This is a genomic window from Anderseniella sp. Alg231-50 (assembly GCF_900149695.1).
GTDB lineage: Bacteria > Pseudomonadota > Alphaproteobacteria > Rhizobiales > Aestuariivirgaceae > Anderseniella.
In genome coordinates, this window is the sequence record NZ_LT703004.1 from 641,934 (window position 1) to 664,258 (window position 22,325).

23 protein-coding genes are annotated in these 22,325 nt (G+C 58.2%); 7 read left to right on the plus strand and 16 right to left on the minus strand.

Features of this window, described 5'->3' with window-relative positions:
• The first annotated feature begins 112 nt into the window (after window positions 1-112).
• Window positions 113-1,945, plus strand: coding sequence for an adenylate/guanylate cyclase domain-containing protein (locus tag DHN55_RS15845; protein WP_337660395.1), 1,833 nt, complete (start codon window positions 113-115; stop codon window positions 1,943-1,945).
• Window positions 1,946-2,218: 273 nt separating this feature from the next.
• On the opposite strand, the gene DHN55_RS15850 is transcribed toward DHN55_RS15845, so the two are convergent.
• Window positions 2,219-2,863 carry a hypothetical protein gene (locus tag DHN55_RS15850; RefSeq protein ID WP_108882428.1) on the minus strand — a complete coding sequence of 215 codons (645 nt, stop codon included), beginning with the start codon at window positions 2,861-2,863 and terminating at the stop codon, window positions 2,219-2,221.
• 229 nt (window positions 2,864-3,092) lie between these two features.
• On the opposite strand from DHN55_RS15850, the gene DHN55_RS15855 reads away from it, so the two are divergent.
• On the plus strand, window positions 3,093-3,920 hold the full coding sequence (locus tag DHN55_RS15855) for a LytTR family transcriptional regulator DNA-binding domain-containing protein (RefSeq protein ID WP_108882429.1): 828 nt from the start codon (window positions 3,093-3,095) through the stop codon (window positions 3,918-3,920).
• A gap of 94 nt (window positions 3,921-4,014) precedes the next feature.
• On the plus strand, window positions 4,015-4,389 hold the full coding sequence (locus DHN55_RS15860; RefSeq protein WP_108882430.1) for a hypothetical protein: 375 nt from the start codon (window positions 4,015-4,017) through the stop codon (window positions 4,387-4,389).
• A gap of 262 nt (window positions 4,390-4,651) precedes the next feature.
• Here the strand turns inward: DHN55_RS15860 and DHN55_RS15865 are convergent, their stop codons facing one another.
• The 7 genes from DHN55_RS15865 to DHN55_RS15895 all read right to left on the minus strand — a co-directional run bounded on the left by DHN55_RS15865 (window position 4,652) and on the right by DHN55_RS15895 (window position 10,635).
• Window positions 4,652-5,437 carry a MerR family transcriptional regulator gene (locus DHN55_RS15865; protein ID WP_108882431.1) on the minus strand — a complete coding sequence of 262 codons (786 nt, stop codon included), beginning with the start codon at window positions 5,435-5,437 and terminating at the stop codon, window positions 4,652-4,654.
• A gap of 168 nt (window positions 5,438-5,605) precedes the next feature.
• Window positions 5,606-6,808 (minus strand): hypothetical protein, encoded by a 1,203-nt coding sequence (locus DHN55_RS15870; RefSeq protein ID WP_108882432.1) that lies wholly within the window; start codon window positions 6,806-6,808, stop codon window positions 5,606-5,608.
• 50 nt (window positions 6,809-6,858) lie between these two features.
• Window positions 6,859-7,863: an NAD-dependent epimerase/dehydratase family protein gene (locus tag DHN55_RS15875; protein ID WP_337660396.1), complete on the minus strand. Its 1,005-nt coding sequence runs from the start codon at window positions 7,861-7,863 to the stop codon at window positions 6,859-6,861.
• A gap of 229 nt (window positions 7,864-8,092) precedes the next feature.
• The gene (gene msrB / locus DHN55_RS15880) at window positions 8,093-8,620 is read right to left on the minus strand and encodes a peptide-methionine (R)-S-oxide reductase MsrB (protein ID WP_443111129.1); all 528 of its coding nucleotides are present in this window, start codon (window positions 8,618-8,620) and stop codon (window positions 8,093-8,095) included.
• 91 nt (window positions 8,621-8,711) lie between these two features.
• Window positions 8,712-9,272: a fasciclin domain-containing protein gene (locus tag DHN55_RS15885; RefSeq protein ID WP_108882434.1), complete on the minus strand. Its 561-nt coding sequence runs from the start codon at window positions 9,270-9,272 to the stop codon at window positions 8,712-8,714.
• A 110-nt stretch (window positions 9,273-9,382) separates the two neighbouring features.
• Window positions 9,383-10,096, minus strand: a complete 714-nt coding sequence (locus DHN55_RS15890; RefSeq protein ID WP_337660397.1) for an anti-sigma factor — start codon at window positions 10,094-10,096, stop codon at window positions 9,383-9,385.
• Window positions 10,093-10,635: a sigma-70 family RNA polymerase sigma factor gene (locus DHN55_RS15895; protein ID WP_108882563.1), complete on the minus strand. Its 543-nt coding sequence runs from the start codon at window positions 10,633-10,635 to the stop codon at window positions 10,093-10,095. The genes DHN55_RS15890 and DHN55_RS15895 overlap by 4 nt, the downstream gene beginning before the upstream one ends.
• Before the next feature lie 251 nt (window positions 10,636-10,886).
• Between DHN55_RS15895 and DHN55_RS15900 the strand changes: the two genes are divergently transcribed.
• From DHN55_RS15900 to DHN55_RS15915, 4 genes are read left to right on the plus strand one after another with little or no spacing between them, the layout of a single operon-like run.
• Window positions 10,887-11,336 (plus strand): GNAT family N-acetyltransferase, encoded by a 450-nt coding sequence (locus DHN55_RS15900; protein ID WP_108882436.1) that lies wholly within the window; start codon window positions 10,887-10,889, stop codon window positions 11,334-11,336.
• A gap of 10 nt (window positions 11,337-11,346) precedes the next feature.
• Window positions 11,347-12,696, plus strand: coding sequence for a selenium-binding protein SBP56-related protein (locus tag DHN55_RS15905; RefSeq protein WP_108882437.1), 1,350 nt, complete (start codon window positions 11,347-11,349; stop codon window positions 12,694-12,696).
• A 28-nt stretch (window positions 12,697-12,724) separates the two neighbouring features.
• Window positions 12,725-13,108, plus strand: a complete 384-nt coding sequence (locus DHN55_RS15910; RefSeq protein WP_337660398.1) for a 2Fe-2S iron-sulfur cluster-binding protein — start codon at window positions 12,725-12,727, stop codon at window positions 13,106-13,108.
• A complete protein-coding gene (locus tag DHN55_RS15915; RefSeq protein WP_108882439.1) occupies window positions 13,105-13,581 on the plus strand; it encodes a CoA-binding protein in 477 nt (158 codons plus the stop codon). The genes DHN55_RS15910 and DHN55_RS15915 overlap by 4 nt, the downstream gene beginning before the upstream one ends.
• 37 nt (window positions 13,582-13,618) lie before the next feature.
• Here the strand turns inward: DHN55_RS15915 and DHN55_RS15920 are convergent, their stop codons facing one another.
• The 8 genes from DHN55_RS15920 to DHN55_RS15955 all read right to left on the minus strand — a co-directional run bounded on the left by DHN55_RS15920 (window position 13,619) and on the right by DHN55_RS15955 (window position 22,303).
• Window positions 13,619-14,563, minus strand: a complete 945-nt coding sequence (locus tag DHN55_RS15920) for a 3-hydroxyacyl-CoA dehydrogenase NAD-binding domain-containing protein (protein WP_108882440.1) — start codon at window positions 14,561-14,563, stop codon at window positions 13,619-13,621.
• Between the two features lie 2 nt (window positions 14,564-14,565).
• Complete coding sequence (locus DHN55_RS15925) at window positions 14,566-15,324, minus strand: glucose 1-dehydrogenase (protein ID WP_108882441.1); 759 nt, start codon at window positions 15,322-15,324, stop codon at window positions 14,566-14,568.
• The gene (locus tag DHN55_RS15930) at window positions 15,321-16,742 is read right to left on the minus strand and encodes an aminobutyraldehyde dehydrogenase (protein ID WP_108882442.1); all 1,422 of its coding nucleotides are present in this window, start codon (window positions 16,740-16,742) and stop codon (window positions 15,321-15,323) included. Before DHN55_RS15930 ends, DHN55_RS15925 begins: the two co-directional genes overlap by 4 nt.
• Before the next feature lie 11 nt (window positions 16,743-16,753).
• The gene (locus DHN55_RS15935) at window positions 16,754-17,683 is read right to left on the minus strand and encodes a 3-keto-5-aminohexanoate cleavage protein (RefSeq protein WP_108882443.1); all 930 of its coding nucleotides are present in this window, start codon (window positions 17,681-17,683) and stop codon (window positions 16,754-16,756) included.
• 4 nt (window positions 17,684-17,687) lie between these two features.
• Complete coding sequence (locus DHN55_RS15940) at window positions 17,688-18,482, minus strand: SDR family oxidoreductase (protein WP_108882444.1); 795 nt, start codon at window positions 18,480-18,482, stop codon at window positions 17,688-17,690.
• A gap of 1 nt (window position 18,483) precedes the next feature.
• The gene (gene betC / locus DHN55_RS15945) at window positions 18,484-20,019 is read right to left on the minus strand and encodes a choline-sulfatase (protein ID WP_337660399.1); all 1,536 of its coding nucleotides are present in this window, start codon (window positions 20,017-20,019) and stop codon (window positions 18,484-18,486) included.
• Window positions 20,016-21,155, minus strand: coding sequence for an SRPBCC family protein (locus DHN55_RS15950; protein ID WP_108882445.1), 1,140 nt, complete (start codon window positions 21,153-21,155; stop codon window positions 20,016-20,018). The genes betC and DHN55_RS15950 overlap by 4 nt, the downstream gene beginning before the upstream one ends.
• Before the next feature lie 158 nt (window positions 21,156-21,313).
• Window positions 21,314-22,303, minus strand: a complete 990-nt coding sequence (locus DHN55_RS15955; protein WP_108882446.1) for a helix-turn-helix domain-containing protein — start codon at window positions 22,301-22,303, stop codon at window positions 21,314-21,316.
• Window positions 22,304-22,325: the final 22 nt, after the last annotated feature.

Genomic DNA, 22,325 nt, shown 5'->3' on the forward strand with positions numbered 1-22,325 from the left:
GGGAATTTCTGCAGTGTTGAAAACCACTTGCGACCTGCCATATAAGTCAGAATTTCGCGAATAGCCCCGCATGTCCTATCGTGGGCCGCATGAGAATCGAGAGTGGTCGGAAATGTTCGGGATAACGCGGGCACTGCGTAAACGTGGCGGGGTGTCCCTCACGTTCACCCTGGCGACCAGTATAAGCGCCCTGCTGCTGGTCGCCGTGTTGAGCGTGCTGTTCATCGGCCTGTGGAGCGGCGCCAAGAACACCCAGGAGCTGCTGCAGCAGCAGGCCTACATGATCCTGGCCACAACATCGGAAAAGGTTGAGACACATCTCGACCCGGCCAGCAACCAGGTCGCCCTGCTCGGCCAGCTTATTGCATCCGGAGAGCTCGACCCGACCCAGCGCGACAGGCTGATCGATACCTTCAAGGGTGGCCTGTCGGCCGCGCCGCAACTGGATTCAGTGCTGTATTTCGACCATGCCTACCAGGGCACCGGTGTGGCCCGGTCCGATACCGGTTTTATCGAGATCAAACGTGATTATTCATCCGACCAGAAGGTCCTGGATGGTGTTGCCAAAGCGGTTCGTGATGGCAAGGGATCGTGGGGCGATCCGATCTGGCTGCCGCTGCTCAAGAAGACACTGCTGAACTACCGCGCACCGGTGACCTATCCGGACGGCAAACCGGGCCTGCTGGTTGCATCGGTCACGGTCAGCGAGCTGTCTTCCTATCTCGGCAACTTCGACCCGGACATCGGCAGCAATGTCTATATCCTGCACGACAGGGACACGGTCCTGGCCCACCCCAACCTGGCCAGCCTGCGTGGCGGCAACCGCAACGAAGACGCCCCGCTGCCCAGTCTTGCCGAAACCGGCGACCCGGTGCTGGCAGCCTTCTGGCAGACCGAAGGCAGGTTCCCGCTTGAAATTGCCACCGACAGTGACCTTCAGGGCCATGTACTCAGGCTGTTTGACGATGAGTACGTGTTCATCTATCGCGACCTGCCGGGCTTTGCCAGCAAACCCTGGAAAGTAGGCACCTATTTTCGCAGTTCCGAGGTGGACGCCGAGTTTCGGCGGCTGCTGTGGGCCGCACTCGCCGGTCTTGCCACCCTGCTGGTCGCGCTGGCGGGTGCCATATGGCTCGGTCGCAGAATTGCGCAGCCGGTCGTCGACACCGCTTATGCCGCTTCGCGTATCGGTCAGCTTGATATCTCGGACACGCCGAAGCTGAAAGGCAGCGCATTCCGTGAACTCAATGATCAGGCCATTGCCTTCAACACCATGCTGGAGGGCCTGAAATGGTTTGAAACCTACGTGCCGAAAAAACTGGTGCGGCGCCTGATCAGCCAGGATGCGGACAAGTTCCCAACCTCGGTTGAGCGCGATGTCACCGTCATGTTCACTGATATCGTCGGCTATAGCGGACTTTCCGAAGGCATTGCTGCGGAACAGGTTGCCAGGCTGCTCAACCGGCATTTTGAACTGTTGTCGCGATGCATAGAAGCCGAAGACGGAACCGTCGACAAATTCATCGGGGACAGCGTCATGGCGTTCTGGGGCGCGCCCGACCATTATGCCGACCATGCCGACCGGGCGGTGCGCGCCGCACAGGCGATTGAACGCGCCCTGGACGAAGACAACAAGGCCCGCATTGCGGCAGGCGAACCTGAAATCAAGATCCGCATCGGCCTGCACAGCGGGCCGGTCACCGTCGGCAATATCGGTGCACCGGGACGGATCAACTACACCATCATCGGCGATAACGTGAACCTCGCCCAGCGCCTTGAACAGCTCGGCAAGCAGTTCACCGACGATCCGTCACTGAAACGCTCAGTGACAACGCTGCTCACCGTGACAACGGCCGAGCAGCTGACATCGAAACATGACCTGGATGATCTGGGCGAGCAGACAGTGCGCGGCAGAAACAGCAAGATCCGGGTGTACCGGCTTTAATTGGTCCTCGCTGCGCGCGGGTTTTTTGTGGTCGAACAGCTTTCTTCGCTTCGCTCAGGCCGTTCTCCGACCCTGAACAACCGTAGTGATGAATTCCAACCAGGCCCGACAGGCCTCGGGCCGGTCAGGCCCGCCCCCGCGGAGCGCAGCCGCTAGGCTGCTTGCGTGAGCGATATAAACCCCGGCACGAAGTGCCGAGATGAGCAGAATAAGACAAACCGGGCAACCCTTGTAACGGGGTCACCCGGCCGTACGCCTTACAATTGATATTTCCTAGTCAGCGGCAAAGCACATGAACAAGCCGGCACCGCCGGTCTTGGCAAGATCGTCCTGGGAACAGCCGCGCGAATTATGGGCTGCTGTCCACGACGTGTTGCCGCCACCGTGCCGGTCATGGTGGCCGACTGTGGCAGTGCCCTCGCCCGAACTCGTCCAGTTGCTGCAGGTGCGGTCTTCCTTCACGCGCGGAAAATAAGCCGTGCCGTCTGCCATGGTGCCCGTCAGGATATCGTGCTTGTTGGGCTTGTCGCCGCGCCCATTGATCAGGTTGCCGTTTTCATCCAGCCCTGTCGACTTGACCAGGTTTGGCGCCAGATGCAATTGATCCAGATCGGATGCGATCAGCACGCCCTTTGCATTGTGCCAGGGGCCCTTACCGATGCGGTCACGGGCGGAGACGCCGCGCTTGCCTTCTTCCTGGGTGCTCAGATAGGCCTTCCAGGTGCGCCCGGTTGATCCTGCCGCTTCAGCAAGTTTCGCACAGTGCGCATCAGCGCCTGCAAGGCCACCGAGATTACCGCCGTTACCGGAGCCGACGCTGGTGATAAAGAAACCCATGGATTTATCCTGAGCCATGGCTGGAGCAAGGGCGATTGCGAAAAACGGCAAGGCCGCAATGGCAAGTCTGGACAATTTCATGGATGGCACTCCTGATGCTGTTGCAATTCGAACGGCGCAGGTACGGGCCGCACGCTGCCATTAACCGTCGAGCAGCGGCCGTTTGCAATCGGGTGCCGAGCCTCAATTCTCAAATGCCGTCCACGCATCGGAGCTGCCTGGCGAGCACGGCAAAACCACTTTAACTTCCAGCAACATAGGTACATAGTTCCGTTCAAGAAGCACGAATGAATGCATCAACGGAGTGCCAATGCAGAACCGCGAAGAGCTATTCATGGCGCTGACGGCCCTGCTGGCTGCATTGCTGATCGCGTCGAGCCAGGTGGCACAGAGCATTCCGGTATCTTTGCCGGGAACCTATCTGTACTGGATTGTCCGCATCGCCATCGAAGCCCTGCTGTTCTTCACCGCCCGCCAGGTGCTCGAGAGATACCTGACCGAAACAGTTTCCTTTGCCTGGGTGACCGGGATCGCAATCGTGGTCAGCCATGTGCTGTTTGTCCTGTCGGTCACGGCGATGGACATCGTGCTGGGTTATCCGGAACTGGGCATCGGAACCGCCGGCACCGACACGCAATCCAGGGTCCAGGCATTCGCGCTGGAACTGCTTTACCTGTCCGACAACCATATTGCGCTCTGCCTGCTGCTGTCACTGCCAAGGCTGGCGCTGGGAGCTTTTGGAAGTGCTGTAGCACAGTCGGCGGCCCAGCGGTTGCCCGGCGATCATGAGAGCGTGGGTGAATTGGCGCCAACGCTGCTGTCGGCCATCGAGCCACCCCTGGACGGGCAAGTCATCTGGGCCGAGGCCCAGGAGCATTATGTCCGGATTACCACCGGCAACGAGGTGCGCATGGTGTTGTGCCGGTTCTCCGACATCGTACGCGAATTGCCGGACGCGCGCGGCATGCAGGTCCACCGCTCCCACTGGGTCGCTTGCTCCGCAATTGCTGACGCGGTCAGGGACGGACAGAACATGAAACTTGTACTGCTTTCCGGTGACAGTGTTCCAGTCAGCCGATCTTTCAGGAGCGCGGTGGAAACCAGGCTGGCACAACTGCCGGCTTCGATCGGGGCATAAGGCCCCGCGGGCTCTTTACTAAGGCGACACGGCAATGCTTAAATGACCCGGCAAGGATGCGGCCATCTTTGAAGTCAGTTGAAAGGGTTCGCCCATGATATCCCGAACAAGCAAGATCAATCTGCGTGTCGTCATATTGGCTGGTCTGGCCATGTCGCTACCGGTGGCGCAGGCCCATGCTTATTCAGTCAAATATGCGCCGGGATATTCGTCAAAACGCTCGATCGACGTGGACTTCATATATCCTAAATATCCCAAGGGGTATGTGCCGGCTGTTGACACAGCCAGCGATGTTCCGGAAGACAACCGACCTGAAATCATCGAATATCATGTGACGACACACAAGTACGTGCACATAACGATAAACCATGTGCGGCGGTTCTATCGCCCGCACATCAGGGTGCACAGGGCTGCGTCATTCCTGCCTTCCCGTATCAGATTGCACCGGGCCGGCACTTTCGGATTCTGAAAAACCGCTTACTCCCAGTATGACAGGGATGATTTTTGGTTACATCAACCAGAGAGCATAAACCTGAACGATTCCAGAGCGTTAGATCTACTTATCCAGAGATTGAGTCAGCGCCCTGTAAAATGCATCCTGCAGTTCCCACTCGTCCGGCTTGTCCGCACGCGCAGCGCAACTGCCATCAGGCAACAGTCGGCAAAATAGGCTGGCATAGCATGGGATCACACCGGCCTTCGGCAAGGTCGGTGCACGGTGTTGGTTTGCATCAGCCCTGTCCGCGAAGACGAACTGCGTGGGCCCTCATGGCGGCGGGCAGCCAGCCTGAGAATTTCGGACTGAGCCGTTCGTAGCGGGCGACGAAATCGGGATGTGAGGTATACATGTCGGCCAGACCGGCAAATCCGTCGGCAGTGCAATCACGCCCCCACATGTCGGTCATCAGGGCCCTGTGCTGCTCGAGCATCGGATGGTTGTCATCCGCCTCCGGTGCCAGGCCGGCCTCATATGCCGCAACCAGCCGGATCTCGATGTTCTTCAACCTGTTCATCGCACCGGCCATGCCGTCGGGTAATTGCTCAACCGCCGCTTTCGACGTTGCGATGCTTGCCGCCATATCCGGTCCGTATTCATTGGTCAGCCATTCTTCATATTCGGCCTGCCGGTCATCTGAAAACGGTGTGTACAAGTCGTTCAATGCCAAGTCTCTTTCTCCTTTGAGATGAGCGATCGTGGCATTCAGCGTGTCGATGATCCGGGCTGTCCGCAGGCTGTCTTCCTGCAGCCGGTCGCGGTGCCGGATGAGGCGTTCCACAGCATCAGCCGGCCCATCGAGAAGGCGTCCCACCTCGTCGAGCGACAGCCCGACATCCCGATAGAACATGATTTCCTGCAGCCGCAGCATCTCGATGCGACCGTAAAGCCGGTACCCGTTGGCGCCCACATGCGCCGGTTTCAGCAGCCCGATGTCATCATAGTGATGCAGGGTCCTGACCGACACACCGGCGAGCCGGGCCAGCTGACCCACTGAATATTCCTCGATTCGCGTTTTCATGGCCCTCCCATCGGCCCTCACGCCGCGTGAGGGTCAAGACATAACTTCAACCGGCTGCCAGATGGCTGGCCTGGCAGGGGATATGAGACCGGATGAAGTCCGTGAACAGAAGGATGGACATCCCAACCTGCAACCTCAGACCGCATGGCCGTGGCCGGCTTGATCCGATTATGAAGCAGACGCGTTGAGCCGCTTGAACAACGCATTCTGCATCTGCTGTTTCCGAAACACCTTTGCCAGTTCCAGGGCGTTGTCTGCAAACCCGGCATAGTTCATCGCAATATCATGCAGGGCTTCGGCCATCTGCCGGTCGCCATTGGCGGCAATGCCGTTGCCGTTTCTGATGTACTCCTCGAGCGTGCTGTTGCCGGCAACAACCAGCGGTCGCGCATGTGCAACAGCGTCGATTCCTATGCCTGATCCCCGCTCGACATAACGCCGGTGGTCATAGGGCATGATCACGGCATGGCAGCGCTGCAGACAAGTCCAGTGGCCGGCCAGGCCTGTGTCTTCACCTGCAAGCTCAAAGTTGATTCCCGCTTCTCCCAGGTCGTCCAGCATGGTGCGATAGAGTTTCCGGTTTTTTACAGCACCTGTCTGGATAAGAAGCTTCATCGGAGGCCCGCCCTGCCTTTCCACGATGGCACGGTAGGACCTGGCTATGGACACCAGTTGCCCATGGCCCTTTTCGGTGCGCACCGTTCCCAGCATGGCGACCTCAAACTCGGCTTCAGGGTCGGGGCGGCTGTTCAAAGGCCGGGAAATGTCGGAAAACTCAACCAATTCGATTTCGCGGCGATCATATCCCAGTGTTGCCAGTTTCGCCGCAAATGAATTGGTTTCTGCATACATGAACAATTTGCCCAGGCCCTGCATTCTTTGCAGCCTGCGATGCGCCGTGCGCTCATAGGACATGTTTTCGAGAGGCCGAAGTTGCCGGAAATGCAGGTCAGGCCAGTCAGCTTCTGAGACCCCGTCAAGTGCATCCATTATGGCATTGAGAACCACCGCAGACCCGGTGTGGACGATCAGGGCGTCATGTGCCGAAATGTCCATGGACCGGAATACGCGCAACAGTTCGACACCAAATCCTGTCTCATCCGACTGCGGGCCCGGTTTCCGCCTTAGCAGCTTTTGAAATTGTGTTCGGACCTTTCGCGACAACGAAGTTGACCTTTGATGGGCTTCATATGAATTGAACGGCAGAACAGGCCTGACCGTCGCGCCTTCAAGGATGAATTCCTCGGGTAACCCGGACGAACACACAATGTCCAAGGGCGCTTTTGTGTGGGCCGCGATGACTTCGTTGGCTGTGATGTTGTGACCACCAAGTTGTTCAAAATCCGGATCAATGATCACAACTCTCTGCATCAAATTCGTACTGCCCCTCAACAGTCCCTGCCGGTCGGTGTCAACAGATGTTACGCGGATTGCCGTGACTCGATAGAGCTCCGGACCTGATCGGATATCCAGGCGTAGGTTTTTTCGAGGCCGTCCTGCAGGGGTTGTGTCGGGCGCCAGCCCAGTTGCAGCTCGATGAGATCATTGTCGGAACTGCGGGCGCGCACGCCTTGCGGACCGGACACCGTCTTGATGGTCAGGCGTTTGTTTGAAAGGCTGATGACCATTTCGGCAAGTTCACGGATGCTGACCGGAAAATCCGATCCGATATTCAGCGGTCGCTCACAATCTGAACGCATCAGGCGCAATATGCCGTCCAGGCATTCATCAACATACAGGAACGAGCGCACCTGCTTGCCGTCACCCCACACTTCGATTTCACCGCCATCAACGGCTTCGGCGACCTTTCTGCAAATCGCAGCCGGCGCCTTTTCCCGTCCGCAACACCAGGAACCCTGCGGGCCGAAAATATTGTGGAGCCGGCCTATTCTGGTCGGCACATGGTTGTTGCGAGAGACAGCCTGGAACAGCCGTTCAGAAAACAGCTTTTCCCAACCATAATCGCTGTCGGGATTGGCAGGGTATGCAGTGCTCTCCTTGCAGGTGTATTTTTCGGTATCGCTCTGCGTGGCCTGATTGTAGACGCAGGCTGAGGATGTGTAGAACAGCCGCCCGACACTGCCGCGGGATGCCGACCGGGCAACATTCAGATTTATCATTGCAGAACTCGACATGATGTCGAAATCATTCTCGCCGGTGAATATGTAACCCGCACCGCCCATTTCGGCAGCGAGCTGGAAAACTTCATCGACATCCCTGTCGAAACAGGCATCGACCTGCTCTGGCAGCCTGAGATCAGCGATCACAAACTCATCTGCTGTCGTGGGGTTGAACTCGGGGTACTTTCGATCGATGCCGCGAACCCAAAATCCTTCCTCTTTCAGACGGGTTACCAAATGGTGTCCGATGAACCCGCCTGCCCCCATAACCAGTGCCGTCTTCATACTCACAACTTTCTGAGTCACGTCGATCTATCCTGAAACTGAGAATAGGTGACATGACGGATAGAGGCGAGAGGTTTGTTCAGCAAACACACGGCAAACCCGTCCAGATTCCGGCACCCGGGAACAAGGGCAAGACACTAAGTTGCGGCGAACAATTCGCATGGCGGGCAAACGGGGACAGTGGATGTCGATCCACCGTCCCTTCTTGAAATCCGCACGAATATGGCCTGCCGGCGATTCGTGACGATCCCTAACTCGCCGACGGTTCGAATGTCAGGGCAAGGCCATTGAGGCAGTGGCGTTTACCGGTAGGGGCCGGACCATCATCGAAAATATGACCGAAGTGTCCGCCGCAGCGGCGACAGTGCACCTCGGTGCGCGTCGAGAAGAAGGTGTTGTCAGGCCGGGTCCCGACAGCGTTCTCCAGCGCATCCCAGAAACTGGGCCAGCCGGTCTTGCTGTCGTATTTTGTCTCGGCGCTGTACACCGCCAGATTACATCCGGCACAATGATAATTGCCGGCGCGCTTTTCTTTCAGAAGCGGACTGGAATATCGCTTCTCGGTCGCCTCTTCGCGCAGGACGGCAAACTGTTCCTTGGTGAGCAGCTGCTTCCATTCCTGCGGGGTGCGCACGATTTCAAACTGCTGTGCCCCGGTGTTTGCGCGGGCGACCCGCGTCACGCCACTGACCATGACAAGGCCGGCAGTCGCCACCGTCCATGCAAATACACTTTCTTGCAGGAAATGGCGGCGGTTGATGGAGGTTTTGTCTTTCATTTTGTTATACCTTTGAATCAGGAACTGGCCCTTAAGTGCTTGAAATACGGGCCTACCTTGGTCGGCAGGCCCGTACTTCGCTCATCCCGGATTAACGAGGAACCAGAACATGGTCGACCACGTGAATGACGCCGTTTGACTGGTTTACATCCGCAATAGTGATCTTCGACGCGCCGCCGCTTTCATCAAACAGGTACAGGGCCTTGCCCTTGATAACGGCGGTGAGCGCATCACCGCTTACGGCCTGCATGTTGTACCGGCCGCCATTGGCCTTCGCCTTGCGCACCAGGTCCGAGGCAGACATCTTTCCGGCCACCACATGGGCCGTCAGGACCTTGGTCAGCTGGTCCTTGTTTTCCGGCTTGAGCAATGTGTCGACCGTGCCCGCAGGCAGTTTTTCAAAACCCATATTCACCGGCGCGAAAACCGTGAACGGACCGGGGCTGGCCAGGGTTTCCACGAGACCTGCCGCCTTAACAGCGGCCACCAGGGTCGTGTGATCCTTCGAGTTGACCGCGTTCTCGACGATGTTCTTGCTTTCGAACATCGGCGCGCCGCCAACTTCGGGATTGGCAAGCGAGATGCTTGCTGACATGGCCAGCCCGGTTGCAAGGGCAGCGACGGAGGAGAGGATTTTCGTAGGTTTAGACATTGGAGGGTATCCTTGTTGTTAATGCTTGTCCCTTTGGACACGAGCAGTAACGAGGAGGCTCCGGAATAAGTTTCAAACCATAGAAAAAAAGAATCGCACCTGCTGAATTTCTATAGCGGTTGCAGCTTGCCAGTGGCGATAACCGGGCCTGTCGGCGCCCCGGTCGGTGATCCGCCGGCCGGTTCCAGGCTGACGGCAAGGGTGATGCCGTCACCCAGCACAGACCGGTTCTGCTTGCTGACCGCCAGGTTTCCCGATCCGGCCTGTGCCAGCAGGCCAAGCGATCTCGGCACGCCATCGTCGGGTATCAGCCAAAGTTCCGGCACCCGGTTGTCTGCCCCATCACCGGCAGACGTGCGCACAAACAAGGCGCCGGTCTCAGGATCAAACCGTGCAATGAAGGCAGGCGCCTCACCCTTCGCGGTGAGCGTGGCAATGAGCGGCTTGCCTTCCTCCTGCGGGCTGGTGAATATGCCGATGCCCGGCAGGAACAGCAAGGCAGCCAAAGCAGCGGTTGCCAGTCCGGCACTCACGCCGGACAGGCCGCGCCAGAAAGCCAGGCTGTCCCACAAGCTGTTTGTCTGTCCTGCTGTTTCACCGGAAGTCCGGGTTTCAATTTTTTCCCAGACGGCGGCGGGTGGAGCAACAGGCGCCACGTCTTTCAGCATCGGCGTCAGTTGTTGCTGCCAGTCCTCAACCGCCTTGCGGAACACAGGATCACCATCAACACGCTGCTCTGCCAGGCGCAGGTCGTCATGTTCAAGCACGCCGAGCGCATACTCGGCGGCCAGCCATTTGTCTTTGTCGTTCAGTTCCTGTGTCATCGGTTCATACAATCTCTCAAGGACAGCAAGCCGCGCCGGATCCATGTCCTGACCGTGTTGAGCGGCGCCTGAAGTTCATCTGCGGCTTCCTGGTAGGACCAGCCGGACAGATAGGTTCGCCTGATCGCCGCAGCGTGCTTTGCATCCAGTTCATCAAGGCAGTTGTTTATCCGGTGCGTTTCGTCCTTTGCCAGCATGGCGTTTTCCGGAGATGGGGCATCATCTGCAATATCCGGTATTTCATCGGTGTTATCACTTGCCGGCCGGCGGCTGCGATATCGGTCAATTGCCTGATTTCGGGCGATGGATGCCAGCCACGCAATCGCACTGGCCTGCCCGGTTGAAAACCTGTCTGCCTTGTTCCAGATCTTTACATATACCTCCTGCAACACGTCTTCTGCATCTGCTCGATCCTTCAAGATACGAAGACAGATCCCAAAAAGTTTCGCTGAAGTAAGGTCATAGAGCAGTCTGAACGCATCACGATCCTTCAAGACAACGCGAGCGATCAGCTTATCAATGTCTGCAGATGTGCTCATATGGCGATGCTCAAACCACTCGTCCAACCCTGTTCCACCAGCATGTATCGCGCCGCGCCATTGGTCAATCAATGCGAACCAGTCCGACACTCATTGCAAACAATCCTGCGTCCTGCTGTGCCGGCATTAAGGAACAGCTCGCCTTCCGGTGCCAGAAAATCAATCCGCGGACATTGACAGTGTTGCACTGGTGAAAGACGTTTGCTGGAAGAGATCAATTCACCTGACAATCTCCAACCCAGGAGGCGTTAATGACCGTTTCGATACGGCGACTTGAGGAAGCAGACCGCAGCAGATGGCAGGCACTGTTCCAGGGCTATTTTGAATTTTATCAGGTCGACGTGCCGGAAAACGGATTTGACCGGGTCTGGAACTGGATATTCGATCCACACAACGACTTCTGGTGCGACCTGGCGATCAGGGGAGACGGCAGGACCATCGGCTTCGTCCATTATCAGCTCTGGCACAGCACACTGACCGCAGGCATGGCATGTTACATGGCGGACCTGTTCGTCGAGCCGGCGGAGCGAGGCTCCGGTGCAGGGCGCCTGCTGGTTGACAACGTTGTGGCTTTCGCACGAGACAAGGGCCTGTCGTCTGTGGACTGGCTGACACAGGACAGCAATTATGCCGGCCGGCACCTGTACGACACATACCAGCCAAAATCGGACTTCGTCTTCTACACAGTGGCAACCGGATAGGAATTCACCCATGAAATGTTGCGGCCCCGGCTATGCCTCACCAGCCGAAGCGATGCAGGCACCCCGAGAAAACCTGCTCTATACCATCGCAATCTATACTGGCACCGGCATTCAGAAGCCCGACTATCTGTGCACCATTGACGCCGATCCCGACAGCGACACATACAGCCAGGTGATCTCGCGGCTGGAAATGCCGGGCATTGGCGATGAACTGCATCACATGGGCTGGAACGCGTGCTCGTCATGCCATGGCGATGCAGGCATGGAACGCAAGTACATGATTGTGCCGGGCGTGCGCTCCTCCAACCTGCATATCGTCGACTGCGCCACAGACCCGCGCAATCCGGCACTGTTCAAGGTCATCGAGGGATCTGAGATCAAGGCGAAGACCAATCTTTCAGCCCCGCACACGATCCATTGCCTGGGTTCTGAAATCATCATCTCCATGTTGGGCGATGCGCAAGGCAATGCACCGGGCGGCTACCTGCATCTGGACAAGGAGTTCAACATTCTCGGGCGCTGGGAAAACTCCATGGGCGACATCAAGTTCGGCTATGACTTCTGGTATCAACCGCGCCACAATGTGATGGTGTCCTCGGAATGGGCGGCACCCAACACTTTCATGCCGGGTTTCGATCTGGAAGAAGTCGGGCACCTGAAGTACGGGCGCGAGATCCACTTCTGGGATTTCGAGAAAAAGACACCAAAGCAGACCATGTACCTGGGCGAAGACGGGTTGATCCCGCTGGAGGTGCGCTTTCACCACGATCCGGCCTCGTCGCACGGGTTCGTCGGCGCGGCCCTGTCGGCCAACATCATTCACTGGTGGAAAGATACAGCCGGTGAATGGCAGTGGGAAAAAATCATCGACGTGGAAAACGAGCCGCATCCGGAATGGCCGATCCCGGTGCCGGGTGTAATCTCGGTCATCCTGTTGTCCATGGACGACCGCTTTCTGTATTTCTGCAACTGGCTGCACGGCGATATCCGCCAGTACGACATATCCGACCCGCACAACCCGAAGCTCACCGGCCGGGTCTGGATGGGTGGACTGCTGGGGCGTGCACCACAAGTCAACGGCGTGAACGTCACCGGCGGACCGCAGATGATCCAGCTGTCACTGGACGGCAAGCGGCTTTACGTGACCACCTCTTTGTTTTCCACCTGGGACAATCAGTTCTATCCCGACATCCGGACAAATGGCGGCTGCATGCTGATGGTGAATTGCGACACCGAAACCGGCGGCATGGAGATTGACCCCGACTTCGTGGTTGATTTCGGCAAGGAACCCAACGGTCCCAGCCGCTGCCATGAAACCCGCTATCCCGGCGGCGACTGCACCAGCGATATATGGCTTTAAGACCAGGACCCAGGAGCACATTGCAAAAGTGACCACCCACACGATCACCATCGCCAACCGTAACGGCGCGACCTACGAGGTCGATGCGAGGAAGCCCCTGCTCGACAGCCTGCGCGCCCAGGGCGTCGACCTGCCCTATGGCTGCAAGTATGGCGGCTGCATCACCTGTGCCGCCAGACTGATCGAGGGCGAGGTCAGCCAGAGCGCACAGGTCGCCCTCAACAACCGGCAAATCGCCGACGGCTATGTCATCTTGTGCGTGGCGCGCGCCAAAAGCGACTGCACGTTCGACATCGGGGTGGAAAGTCATGACAAGCTCTATCGCAACCCCTTCCTGGACCCGCTCAAGCCGCACGAACTGAAGGCGGATATCGCAACACCGTTAAAACAAGCTCGCAAGGACACCTTATGACCAGCCTTGATGGCTTAAGCCATACCGACCACGACCAGCCTTACAGCGACGACTATCTGCAGACGATCCTGAAGTCGGTGAAGACCATCGCCATGGTCGGTGCCAGTCCCGACAAGACCAAGTTCAGCTATGGGGTGCTGCGCGTGCTGCACGAAACCGGTTATGACATGATTCCGGTCAATCCGCGGCCGGGCCTGACCGAAATCCGCGGCATTAAAGTCTACCCCGACCTGGATTCGATCGACCGGCCGGTGGACATGGTCGAGGTTTTCCGCCGGGCAGAGGACCTGCCGGAGATCGCCAGGCAGGCCGTCGCCATCAATGCCAGGGTGCTGTGGGGCCAGATCGGTGTCACGCACCCTGAAGCCGCAAAAATTGCCGAAGCGGCCGGCATGAAAGTCGTCATGGACCGGTGCCCGAAAATCGAACTGTTCCGGCCGTTCTGGAAACCGAAGCTGCATCTTGGAATTTGAGCGCACCGTCAGCGGCCAACGCTGCATCTTTGCCGGTTCAAGTCTCAGGCGGTTTCCGGCGCAGACCTGTCAGTGCCTTCTGCATGGCAACAATCATGGCATCGCGCTCATTTGACAGCTGGTCGACGCTCGCCTGCCCTGCTTCAGCAGCAACACCGCTTACCAGTTGCCCGGCCAGGTCTTCGTTGAGATGCAGAACACCCAGGTCATCCCACCAGCGGTTGAAGCTGTCGGTATAACGTTCGCAGAACGATGACAGGCCCCCTTCTCCCGCCCCCAGATGGAACAACATGGTCGGCCCCATCGCCGCCCAGCGCAAACCCGGACCCGCCCACATGGCGGTATCCACATCCTCCACGCTGGCAACCCCTTCCTTGATGAGATGAAGCGCCTCGCGCCACACGGCAGCCTGAAGCCGGTTTGCCACATGACCGGGCACTTCCTTGTTGACCCGAATGGTCACCTTGCCGACGCTGGCATAGAAGCGCTCTGCCGCTTCGACAACATCATCAGCGGTTCTGGCATTGCCCATCACCTCCACAAGCGGGATGAGATGCGGTGGATTGAACGGGTGGCCAAGCACAAACCGCGACGGGTCTTTCCAACCCTGCTGCATTTCCGACAGGGTCAGCCCGGATGCGGATGTGGCAACCACCGCCCCGGTCTCCAGCGCGAGCTCGATCTCGCCGTAAAGGTCATGCTTCACCGGCAACCGTTCCGGCACACTTTCCTGCACGAACCCAGCACCGGCAACCGCATCAGCTGCCGAAACATGAAATGTAATGGCGTCCGGATCGCCACCTTTGACGAGACCCAGCCCGTCAAGCATCGGCCACGCCGTATCGATGTATTCCCGGACTGCCTTTTCTGCATCTGCAGACGGGTCATAAACGGCAACGTTTCTGCCTGACGCAAGGAACAACGCGGCCCAGCTTGCACCGATAACGCCCGCGCCAAGAACGGCGGTATGTTTGAATTCCATGGTCAAAACAGTCCCGGTTGGAGTGGTGAGGCGGCCGTCATGCCGCCATCGACGGTAAAGCACTGCCCGGACACATAGGCAGCCTCGTCAGATGCCAGCCAGCTGACCATGTTTGCAATGTCTTCAGGCTGGCCAAACCGGCCGACCGGATGACGGGCAAGCGCGTCGGCCATCGCGGCCTCAGGATCATCGGCGAGCGCAAATCCGTCTTCGGCCATTGCGGTCATGATCCATCCCGGCAGGATGGCGTTGCAGCGAACCGCAGGCCCATGGTCGACGGCAATGGAGCGGGTCAGTGAATGCACAAACGCCTTCGATGCGTTGTAGAGAGCCATTGTCGGATCGGAAACCACGCCGGAAATGGAGCCGATGTTGATGATATTGCCGCCGCCGTCCTGCATCTGTGGCAGAACTGCCCGGCACATGTTGAACACGCCGCGGCAGTTGACACCGATAACCAGGTCCCAGTCGTCATCGCTGCTGTCGGCAGCGGTCTTTTCCACCTGAACACCGGCATTGTTCACCAGCAGTGTGGCAGGCCCAAACCGGCTGATGGTCTCGGTTACTATTCGGGCAACATCATCGGGACACGACACATCGGCCTGCATCCAGCCTGCCGCGTCAGGAAACCCGTCCGGTTCTGCGCCTCGGCCACAGGCCATGACCTTCATGCCATCGTTCAACAACCGGTCGACGATTGCCCTGCCGATACCACGACCGCCGCCGGTTACAATCGCCACCTTGTCCACAAGCTTTGTCATGCGTGCGCAATCATGACATGGCGAACGGACGTATAGGCATCCAGCGCATAAACCGACATGTCGCAACCGGTTCCCGAACCCTTCATCGCCGCCCATGGCATCTCAGGCGTGCCGACACCGTGTGTGTTGACCCATGTAAAGCCGTAGCGAAGCCGGCTGCTGACCGCCATCGACCGGCCTGCATCCCTGGTCCAGACCGAAGAGGCAAGGCCATATCTTCCCCTGTTGGCAATTGCCACGGCTTCGTCCGCATCGGAAAACCGCGATATGGTGACAACCGGGCCAAACACTTCGTTGCAGGCAATTTCAGCATCATTGCCCACATTTGCCACAACGGTAGGCTGGTAGAAGTAGCCGGCTCCGTCCAGGGGCTTGCCGCCGGCAACGATCTCGCAATCGGCATCTGCCTGATCGACGAACGCGGCAACACGGTCGCGCTGAGCGGCTGAAACCAGCGGCCCCATCTCGGTGCCGTCCGCTCTTTGCGCGCCAACCTTGATGGAGGAAACGGCAGTGCCAAGTTCTGCAACCAGTTTGTCGTAAATCCTTGTCTGGGCCATGATCCTGCAGGGCTGGGCACAGTCCTGGCCTGCGTTGAAGTAAGACCCGGCGCGGATAGTGTCGACAACCGCTTCGAGATCGGCGTCGTCAAACACGATCACCGGCGCCTTGCCGCCAAGCTCCAAATGCACATGGCGTATCTGGTTCGACGCTGCTCTCATCGCGGCCATGCCGGTGGCGGGAGATCCCGTGACGGTAATGGCTTCTGTTTCCGGCGCATTGATCAGCCGGTCGCCAATCGTCGGCCCGCGCCCGTGGATGACATTCAACACGCCTTTCGGCAAAATGCCTGCCATCAATTCCGCCGCCCGCAAAGTGGACAGCGGCGTCAGTTCAGACGGCTTCAAGACAATTGTGCATCCAGCAGCAATGGGTGCTGCCAGCTTCCATGCCGCCATCATCAAGGGATAGTTCCACGGCGCTATTGCAGCGACGGGACCAACCGGGTCACGGCGGATCATGCTGGTGTGACCTTCGACATATTCGCCTGCCGCAGAACCTGTCATGGTGCGTGCCGCTCCGGCAAAGAACCTGAACGTGTCTATGGTCAACGGCATCTCGTCTTCAAGCGCCGATGGCCATGGTTTTCCCACATCCATGCTTTCCAGTCCGGCAAGCTCTTCGGCATTTTGCTCAAGAACATCGGCAATCTGCAGCAACAGCGCCGATCTTGCTGCAGGCGTGCTGCGCGAAAAATTTTCAAACGCTTCACAAGATGAGCGCACGGCCGCATCCACCTGCTCGGCACTGGCCTCCGGCACATTTGTGATTTCGTCGCCGGTTGCCGGATCGACAACGGATATGGCGTCGCCGTCGCCAGCCACCATTTCACCATTGATCAGAAGCCTGGTCTGCATGCTCGCCTCCTCTAGAACTTCACCTGATCTCCGCCCTTGAGCGCCAGGCGTTGCCTGGCTTGAGCAGGTGTTGCGACCGTCAAGCCGAGATTTTCGACAATGCCCCTTATCTTGCGAACCTGGTCGGCATTGGATTTAGCCAGTTCACCGGGGCCGATATAGAGGCTGTCTTCAAGTCCAACCCGCAGATTGCCGCCCAGCATGGCCGATTGCGTGCCGAATGCCATTTGATGGCGCCCTGCAGCCAGCACCGACCATTCGTACCTGTCACCGAACAGCTTGTCCGCGATGGTGTGCATGTGCATCAGATTGTCGAGATCAGCCCCCACACCGCCAAGGATGCCAAACACCATCTGAATGAAGAACGGCGGTTTGATAATGCCTTTGTCGACAAACCAGGCCACATTGTACAAATGGCCCAGGTCATAGCACTCGAACTCGAACCGCGTGCCATGACCGTCACCCAGTGTTTTGATGGCGTACTCAATGGTCTTGAATGTATTGGGGAAGATGAAGTCCCTGGTCATTTCCAGGAAAGCCGGCTCCCAGTCATGCTGCCAGTCTGAATATTTCTCCAGCATCGGGAAAATACCGAAATTCATTGACCCCATATTGAGGGACGCCATTTCCGGGCTGGCATGGGTCGCAGCGGCCAGGCGCTCGTCCATGGACATGCCGAGGCCACCACCCGTCGATATATTGATGACCGCATCGGTCGATTGCTTGATGACCGGCAGAAACTGCATGAAGGTCTCGGGCCGCGGATCAGGCTTGCCGGTTTCAGGATCGCGGGCATGCAGATGAATGATCGATGCACCGGCCTCTGCCGCGTCGATGGCGGCAGTCGCGATCTGGGCGGGCGTGATCGGCAGATGCGGCGACATGGTGGGCGTATGAATGCCACCGGTCGGCGCGCAGGTGATGATGACAGGGTTCGCCATGTCTCTAGAGCCTCATCTGCTGGACTTGCGCGGACAGACCGCCATCGAGCACCCAGAGTTGGCCGGATGCGTAACGCGCCTCGTCAGACGCCAGCCAGTTAACCAGATTGGCAATATCTTCAGGCGTGCCGCAGGTCCGTGTCGGGTGCACAGCCTTGACCGCATCCAGCACCGTATCCAGTGACCCCCCGCCTGCGCCGGAGCCTTCACCTGAAAAGAAACTGCGCAGCATTGGCGTGTCCACATAACCGGGACACACGGCATTGACGCGAATGCCCTCAGGTCCGTGATCGCAGGCCATGGCCCTGGTCAGGGCATGCACCGCACCCTTGGAGGCGCAATAGGCGGCAAGACCGGGATCGGCGATGAAACCGTCATAGGATCCGAAATTGATGATCGAGGCTCCAGTTCCCGAAGCTGCCGCCTGCCGCATCAGCGGCAAGGCGTGTTTCGATGTCAGGAAGGTGCCGGTCACGTTGATTGCAAAAATACGGTTCCAGTCATCAAGTGATGTCTGCTCGATCGTGTGCTCGATCTCGATACCGGCCGCGTTGACCAGCACATCAAGCCTGCCGCACTCGGCGTCGACCTTCGCCATGGCCGCCTTGGCATCTGCTTCGGATGTCACATCCAGCTTCACGAAGCGGCTGTCGTCAGTTGCGGCATCTTCCAGTGATCCGTGTTCGCTCAGGTCAGCCGCGAAAACTGTCGCGCCTTCCTTGAGGAAGCGGGCACAGATTGCCCGGCCAATGCCGCCGCGGCCGCCTGTGACGAGCGCCACCTTGTCCTTCAGTTGCATCCTAGTCACCTTTGCCTGCAGGGGGAAAACGATAGCGCGTTGCCGCCTCGGTCCAGTCCATGTGGTTGCGGACATACTGCCGGCTTGCATCCGATGGCGGATTGTAATCCCAGTGTTCACCGGCACCGGCCTGCATGGCCGCATGCAAGGCGTGCCGGGATTTCTGGGTGGCAATCACATTTTTCCGCAACTCCTCGCTGTCCCAGCGTTGCGAGACTTCGGCGGCAAAATCTGCAGCAACGTTTGCGTAGGCGGGATCAGTGGCAAGGTTGACCCTTTCAAGCGGGTCTTTCTCCAGGTCGTAGAGCTGGGCCGGGTCAGGATCACAATGAATGTACTTGTAAGGTCCGCGCCTGATCATGAACACCGGATAAGGTGTCATCTCGGCGCAGTATTCCGCGATGGCTTCGTCCACGGCGTCGGTTTTTCCGCGGGCCAGGGGCATCAGGCTGCGGCCATCTACAGGCTCACCCAGTATGGCGGCATCACCGCCTGCGATCTCAAGTAAAGTCGGCAGGACATCCACCAGGGAACAGGCATTTGGTGCAGTCCCGTGCGCGACACCCGGCCCGGCCATCACCAGCGGCACGCGGGCTGAATGCTCGAAGAAATTCATCTTGTACCAGAGGCCGCGTTCACCGAGCATGTCGCCGTGATCTGCGGTCACAATAACAATTGTATTGTCGAGCTCTCCGATCTCTTCCAGCGTCTTCACCATCTGGCCGATCTTGCTGTCGAAATAGCTGACATTGGCGAGGTAGGCCCGTCGTGCCCGGCGCACTTCTTCACCTGACAACGGTACGTAGCTGGCTTCAATGCCGTCCATCAGGCGGCGTGAAAACGCGTCCTGGTCCTCAAGCGCCGGCAAGTATTCCGGCATGTCAATGTCATCGTCGGAATACAGGTCCCACCATTCCGGGCGTGTGACATAAGGATCATGTGGATGGATGAAACTGGCGACAAGGGCAAATGGCGCGGCATTGCCGTGGGCCTTGTCGCGAGCGAAATCAAACAGCCAGCGCCGGGCGGCGAAGCCCACCTCGTCATCATAATCGATCTGGAATGTGGCCTGTGCAACACCGCTTTCCTTGACGGTCTGCATGTTGTGGTACCATTTGTCGATGCGCTCATCATGCGCTTCCCAATCGGGCGTCCAGGCGAAATCGGCTGGGTAGATGTCCGTCGTCACCCGGTCTTCGAAACCATGTTTCTGATCGGGGCCGACAAAGTGCATTTTTCCGGACAGGCAGGTGCGGTAGCCAAGTGCCTTGAGGTAGTGGGCAAAAGTCGGCACCGACGCCCTGAACTCCGACGCGTTGTCATAGGCCGCGATGCGGCTGATCAACTGGCCGGACATGAAGGAAAAGCGCGATGGCGCACACAAGGGCGAGTTGCAGTAAGCCGCATCAAACCGCATACCGCGTGCCGCAACCGCATCCAGGTGGGGTGTCTTGGCGGCACGGTGACCGTACGCTCCGGTGAAATGCGGCGCCAGCTGGTCGGCCATGATCACGACGATATTTGACTGCGGCTTCACTTCGCGATCCTGGCATAGGCATCCAGCACCAGGCCATGGAAGTGGTGCAATGCATGTTCCGACTTGCCGGAACCTTCCGGGTCATTGACAATCCGCCCCTGGTCGAAGGCGGGCGTGTTCATGCCGCGCTGTACGCTTTCCACTAGGCCAATGTCCTCAACCTGAAGCACCTCGTCCAGATAGCGGATCGCCTCTTTTTCCATGTCATCGGCGTCCGGTGTTTCCAGGAAAAAATCGTAGGTCTCCAGGGTCCGGTCCGGGCCGGCGGGAATGATGTTCAGAACGATCATCGAGCTTCGGCCCGGATAACGCATCAGGCAGGTATTGGGCCACAGCCACCAGACCGCGTGCGTGCGCACCGTGGCATTGGAAACATCATAAGCACTGTTGCTGCCGCTGCCCGCATCGGCCATGTGGCTGGAATAAATGCCGTGCGTGGTCACCTTGTAGGTGTCCATGTCAACCAGCGAACAGAAGTCCTTGTGAGCGGTTGGGCAGTGATAACATTCCAGGAAATTGTCGACGACGTTTTTCCAGTTGGATTTGATGTCGTAGGTCAACCGATGGCCGAACGTGAGCTGGTCGACATCCGGCGCCCAATGGCGAATTTCAGTTTCCAGGTCACCGGACTGAGAAGCCAGAGACGGCGCTTCAGGGTCCAGGTTTACGAAGACAAACCCGCAAAACTCCCCGACCTGAATCTGGTCCAGACAGATCGACTGGGTATCAAAGTCCTTGAGTGCTTCGGTATGCGGTGCCCGCACTAGCTGACCATCCAGCCTGTAGGTCCAGGCATGATAGGGACACATGATCTTGTTGGTGGTACCTTCACCCGACAGCAACGCATGGGCGCGATGCTTGCAGACATTGTAGAAGGCCCGCAATGTGCCGTCACTGTCTCGCACGACCGCCAGCGGAGTGCCTGCAATGTCCGCAGTCACATACGATCCCGGATCGCGAAGCTTTTCGATGTGACAAACCCATTGCCAGGACCTGGAAATGATCGCTTTCAGATCGGCCTGATGCCACTCCGGCCTGGTGTACGCTTCCGCCCGTAATGAAAGTGACCGTGAGGCATCGGCATCATAACCGGCACTGATTGCGGAAAACTCTTCTGTCGACGGTAATTGTGTCATGGCAAGCTTCCCATGCAAGAGCCGGCCGGTAGCCGGAGTGCTTGATTTTCACGGTAAAAGCATCGCCGGAACGCGCGATCAACAATATACATGATTAGACGTTAATTTGTCTTTTTTCGCCCTCGATCTCCACGTCCCGGCATTAGGGCCTCAGGGATTTACGACGTTTTCCGATGCATCGGCCATGCCCGGTATTCAAACGGAACCCTGCCCTCGATCCTGTCACGTCTGGGTGGCAGGCCGAACCTGTCACGGTAGGCCCGGCTGAACTGAGGCTGGCCGGAGAAGCCCGATGCAACCGCAACTTCAACCAGCGGCATATCAGTTTGAGTTACCAGGCCGCGCGCGCGATCGAGCCTGATATCGCGATAGTACAGCACCGGCGTCTTTTTGACATACGCCTTGAACAACCTGTCAAGCTGGCGTTGGGATATCTCTATCGTGCTGCAAATTTCGGGAATTGACACCGGCTCTTCGAGGTTTTTCTCCATCATTTCAATGGCGCTTTTTACAGCGGAAGGAGCCGTGTTCCCGAGCGGCTCCACAGGCTCGGGGTTTTGCGGCGTGGCCAGCGCTCGCAGGCTTTGGTGAAACACATAACGCGCTGCCGCATTGGCCAGCGCATCGCCGTGTGTGCCGCGAATGATATGCAGGGCAAAGTCAACCGACGCGCTGCCCCCGCAGCAGGTAATCGTGTTGCCGTCAAACACAAACAGGTCTTCAGAAATCTCAACGCCCGGATACAGTTCGCTCATTGCATCAATGTGCTCATAGTGCACTGTTGCCCTTTTGCCATCCAGGAGACCGGCTCTCGCCAGAATGAAGGCGCCGGTGTCCAGCGCACCGATCGTGCTGCCCTGCCGGGCCCAACGGCGCAACGCGGTCTGAATGGGTCCATGCCAGTACTTCTCCGGCGACCAACTGGCCGACACAATCACCACGGAGGCTGGGTTATCCTGGACGTCGGCCAATGCTTCGGTATGCAGCAACATGCCGTTGCTGGCACGGCAAAGCCCACCGGTCGCAGATGCGACAGTCCAGTGAAAATGCGATTTACCGTCCAGATAGTTCGCTGCCCGGAACGGATCCAGGAATCCGGTCGTCGCGGACATGTTGAAATCCGGCGTGACAAATACAAGAAGCTCCATAACCCGAGTTCACCCAAAAACA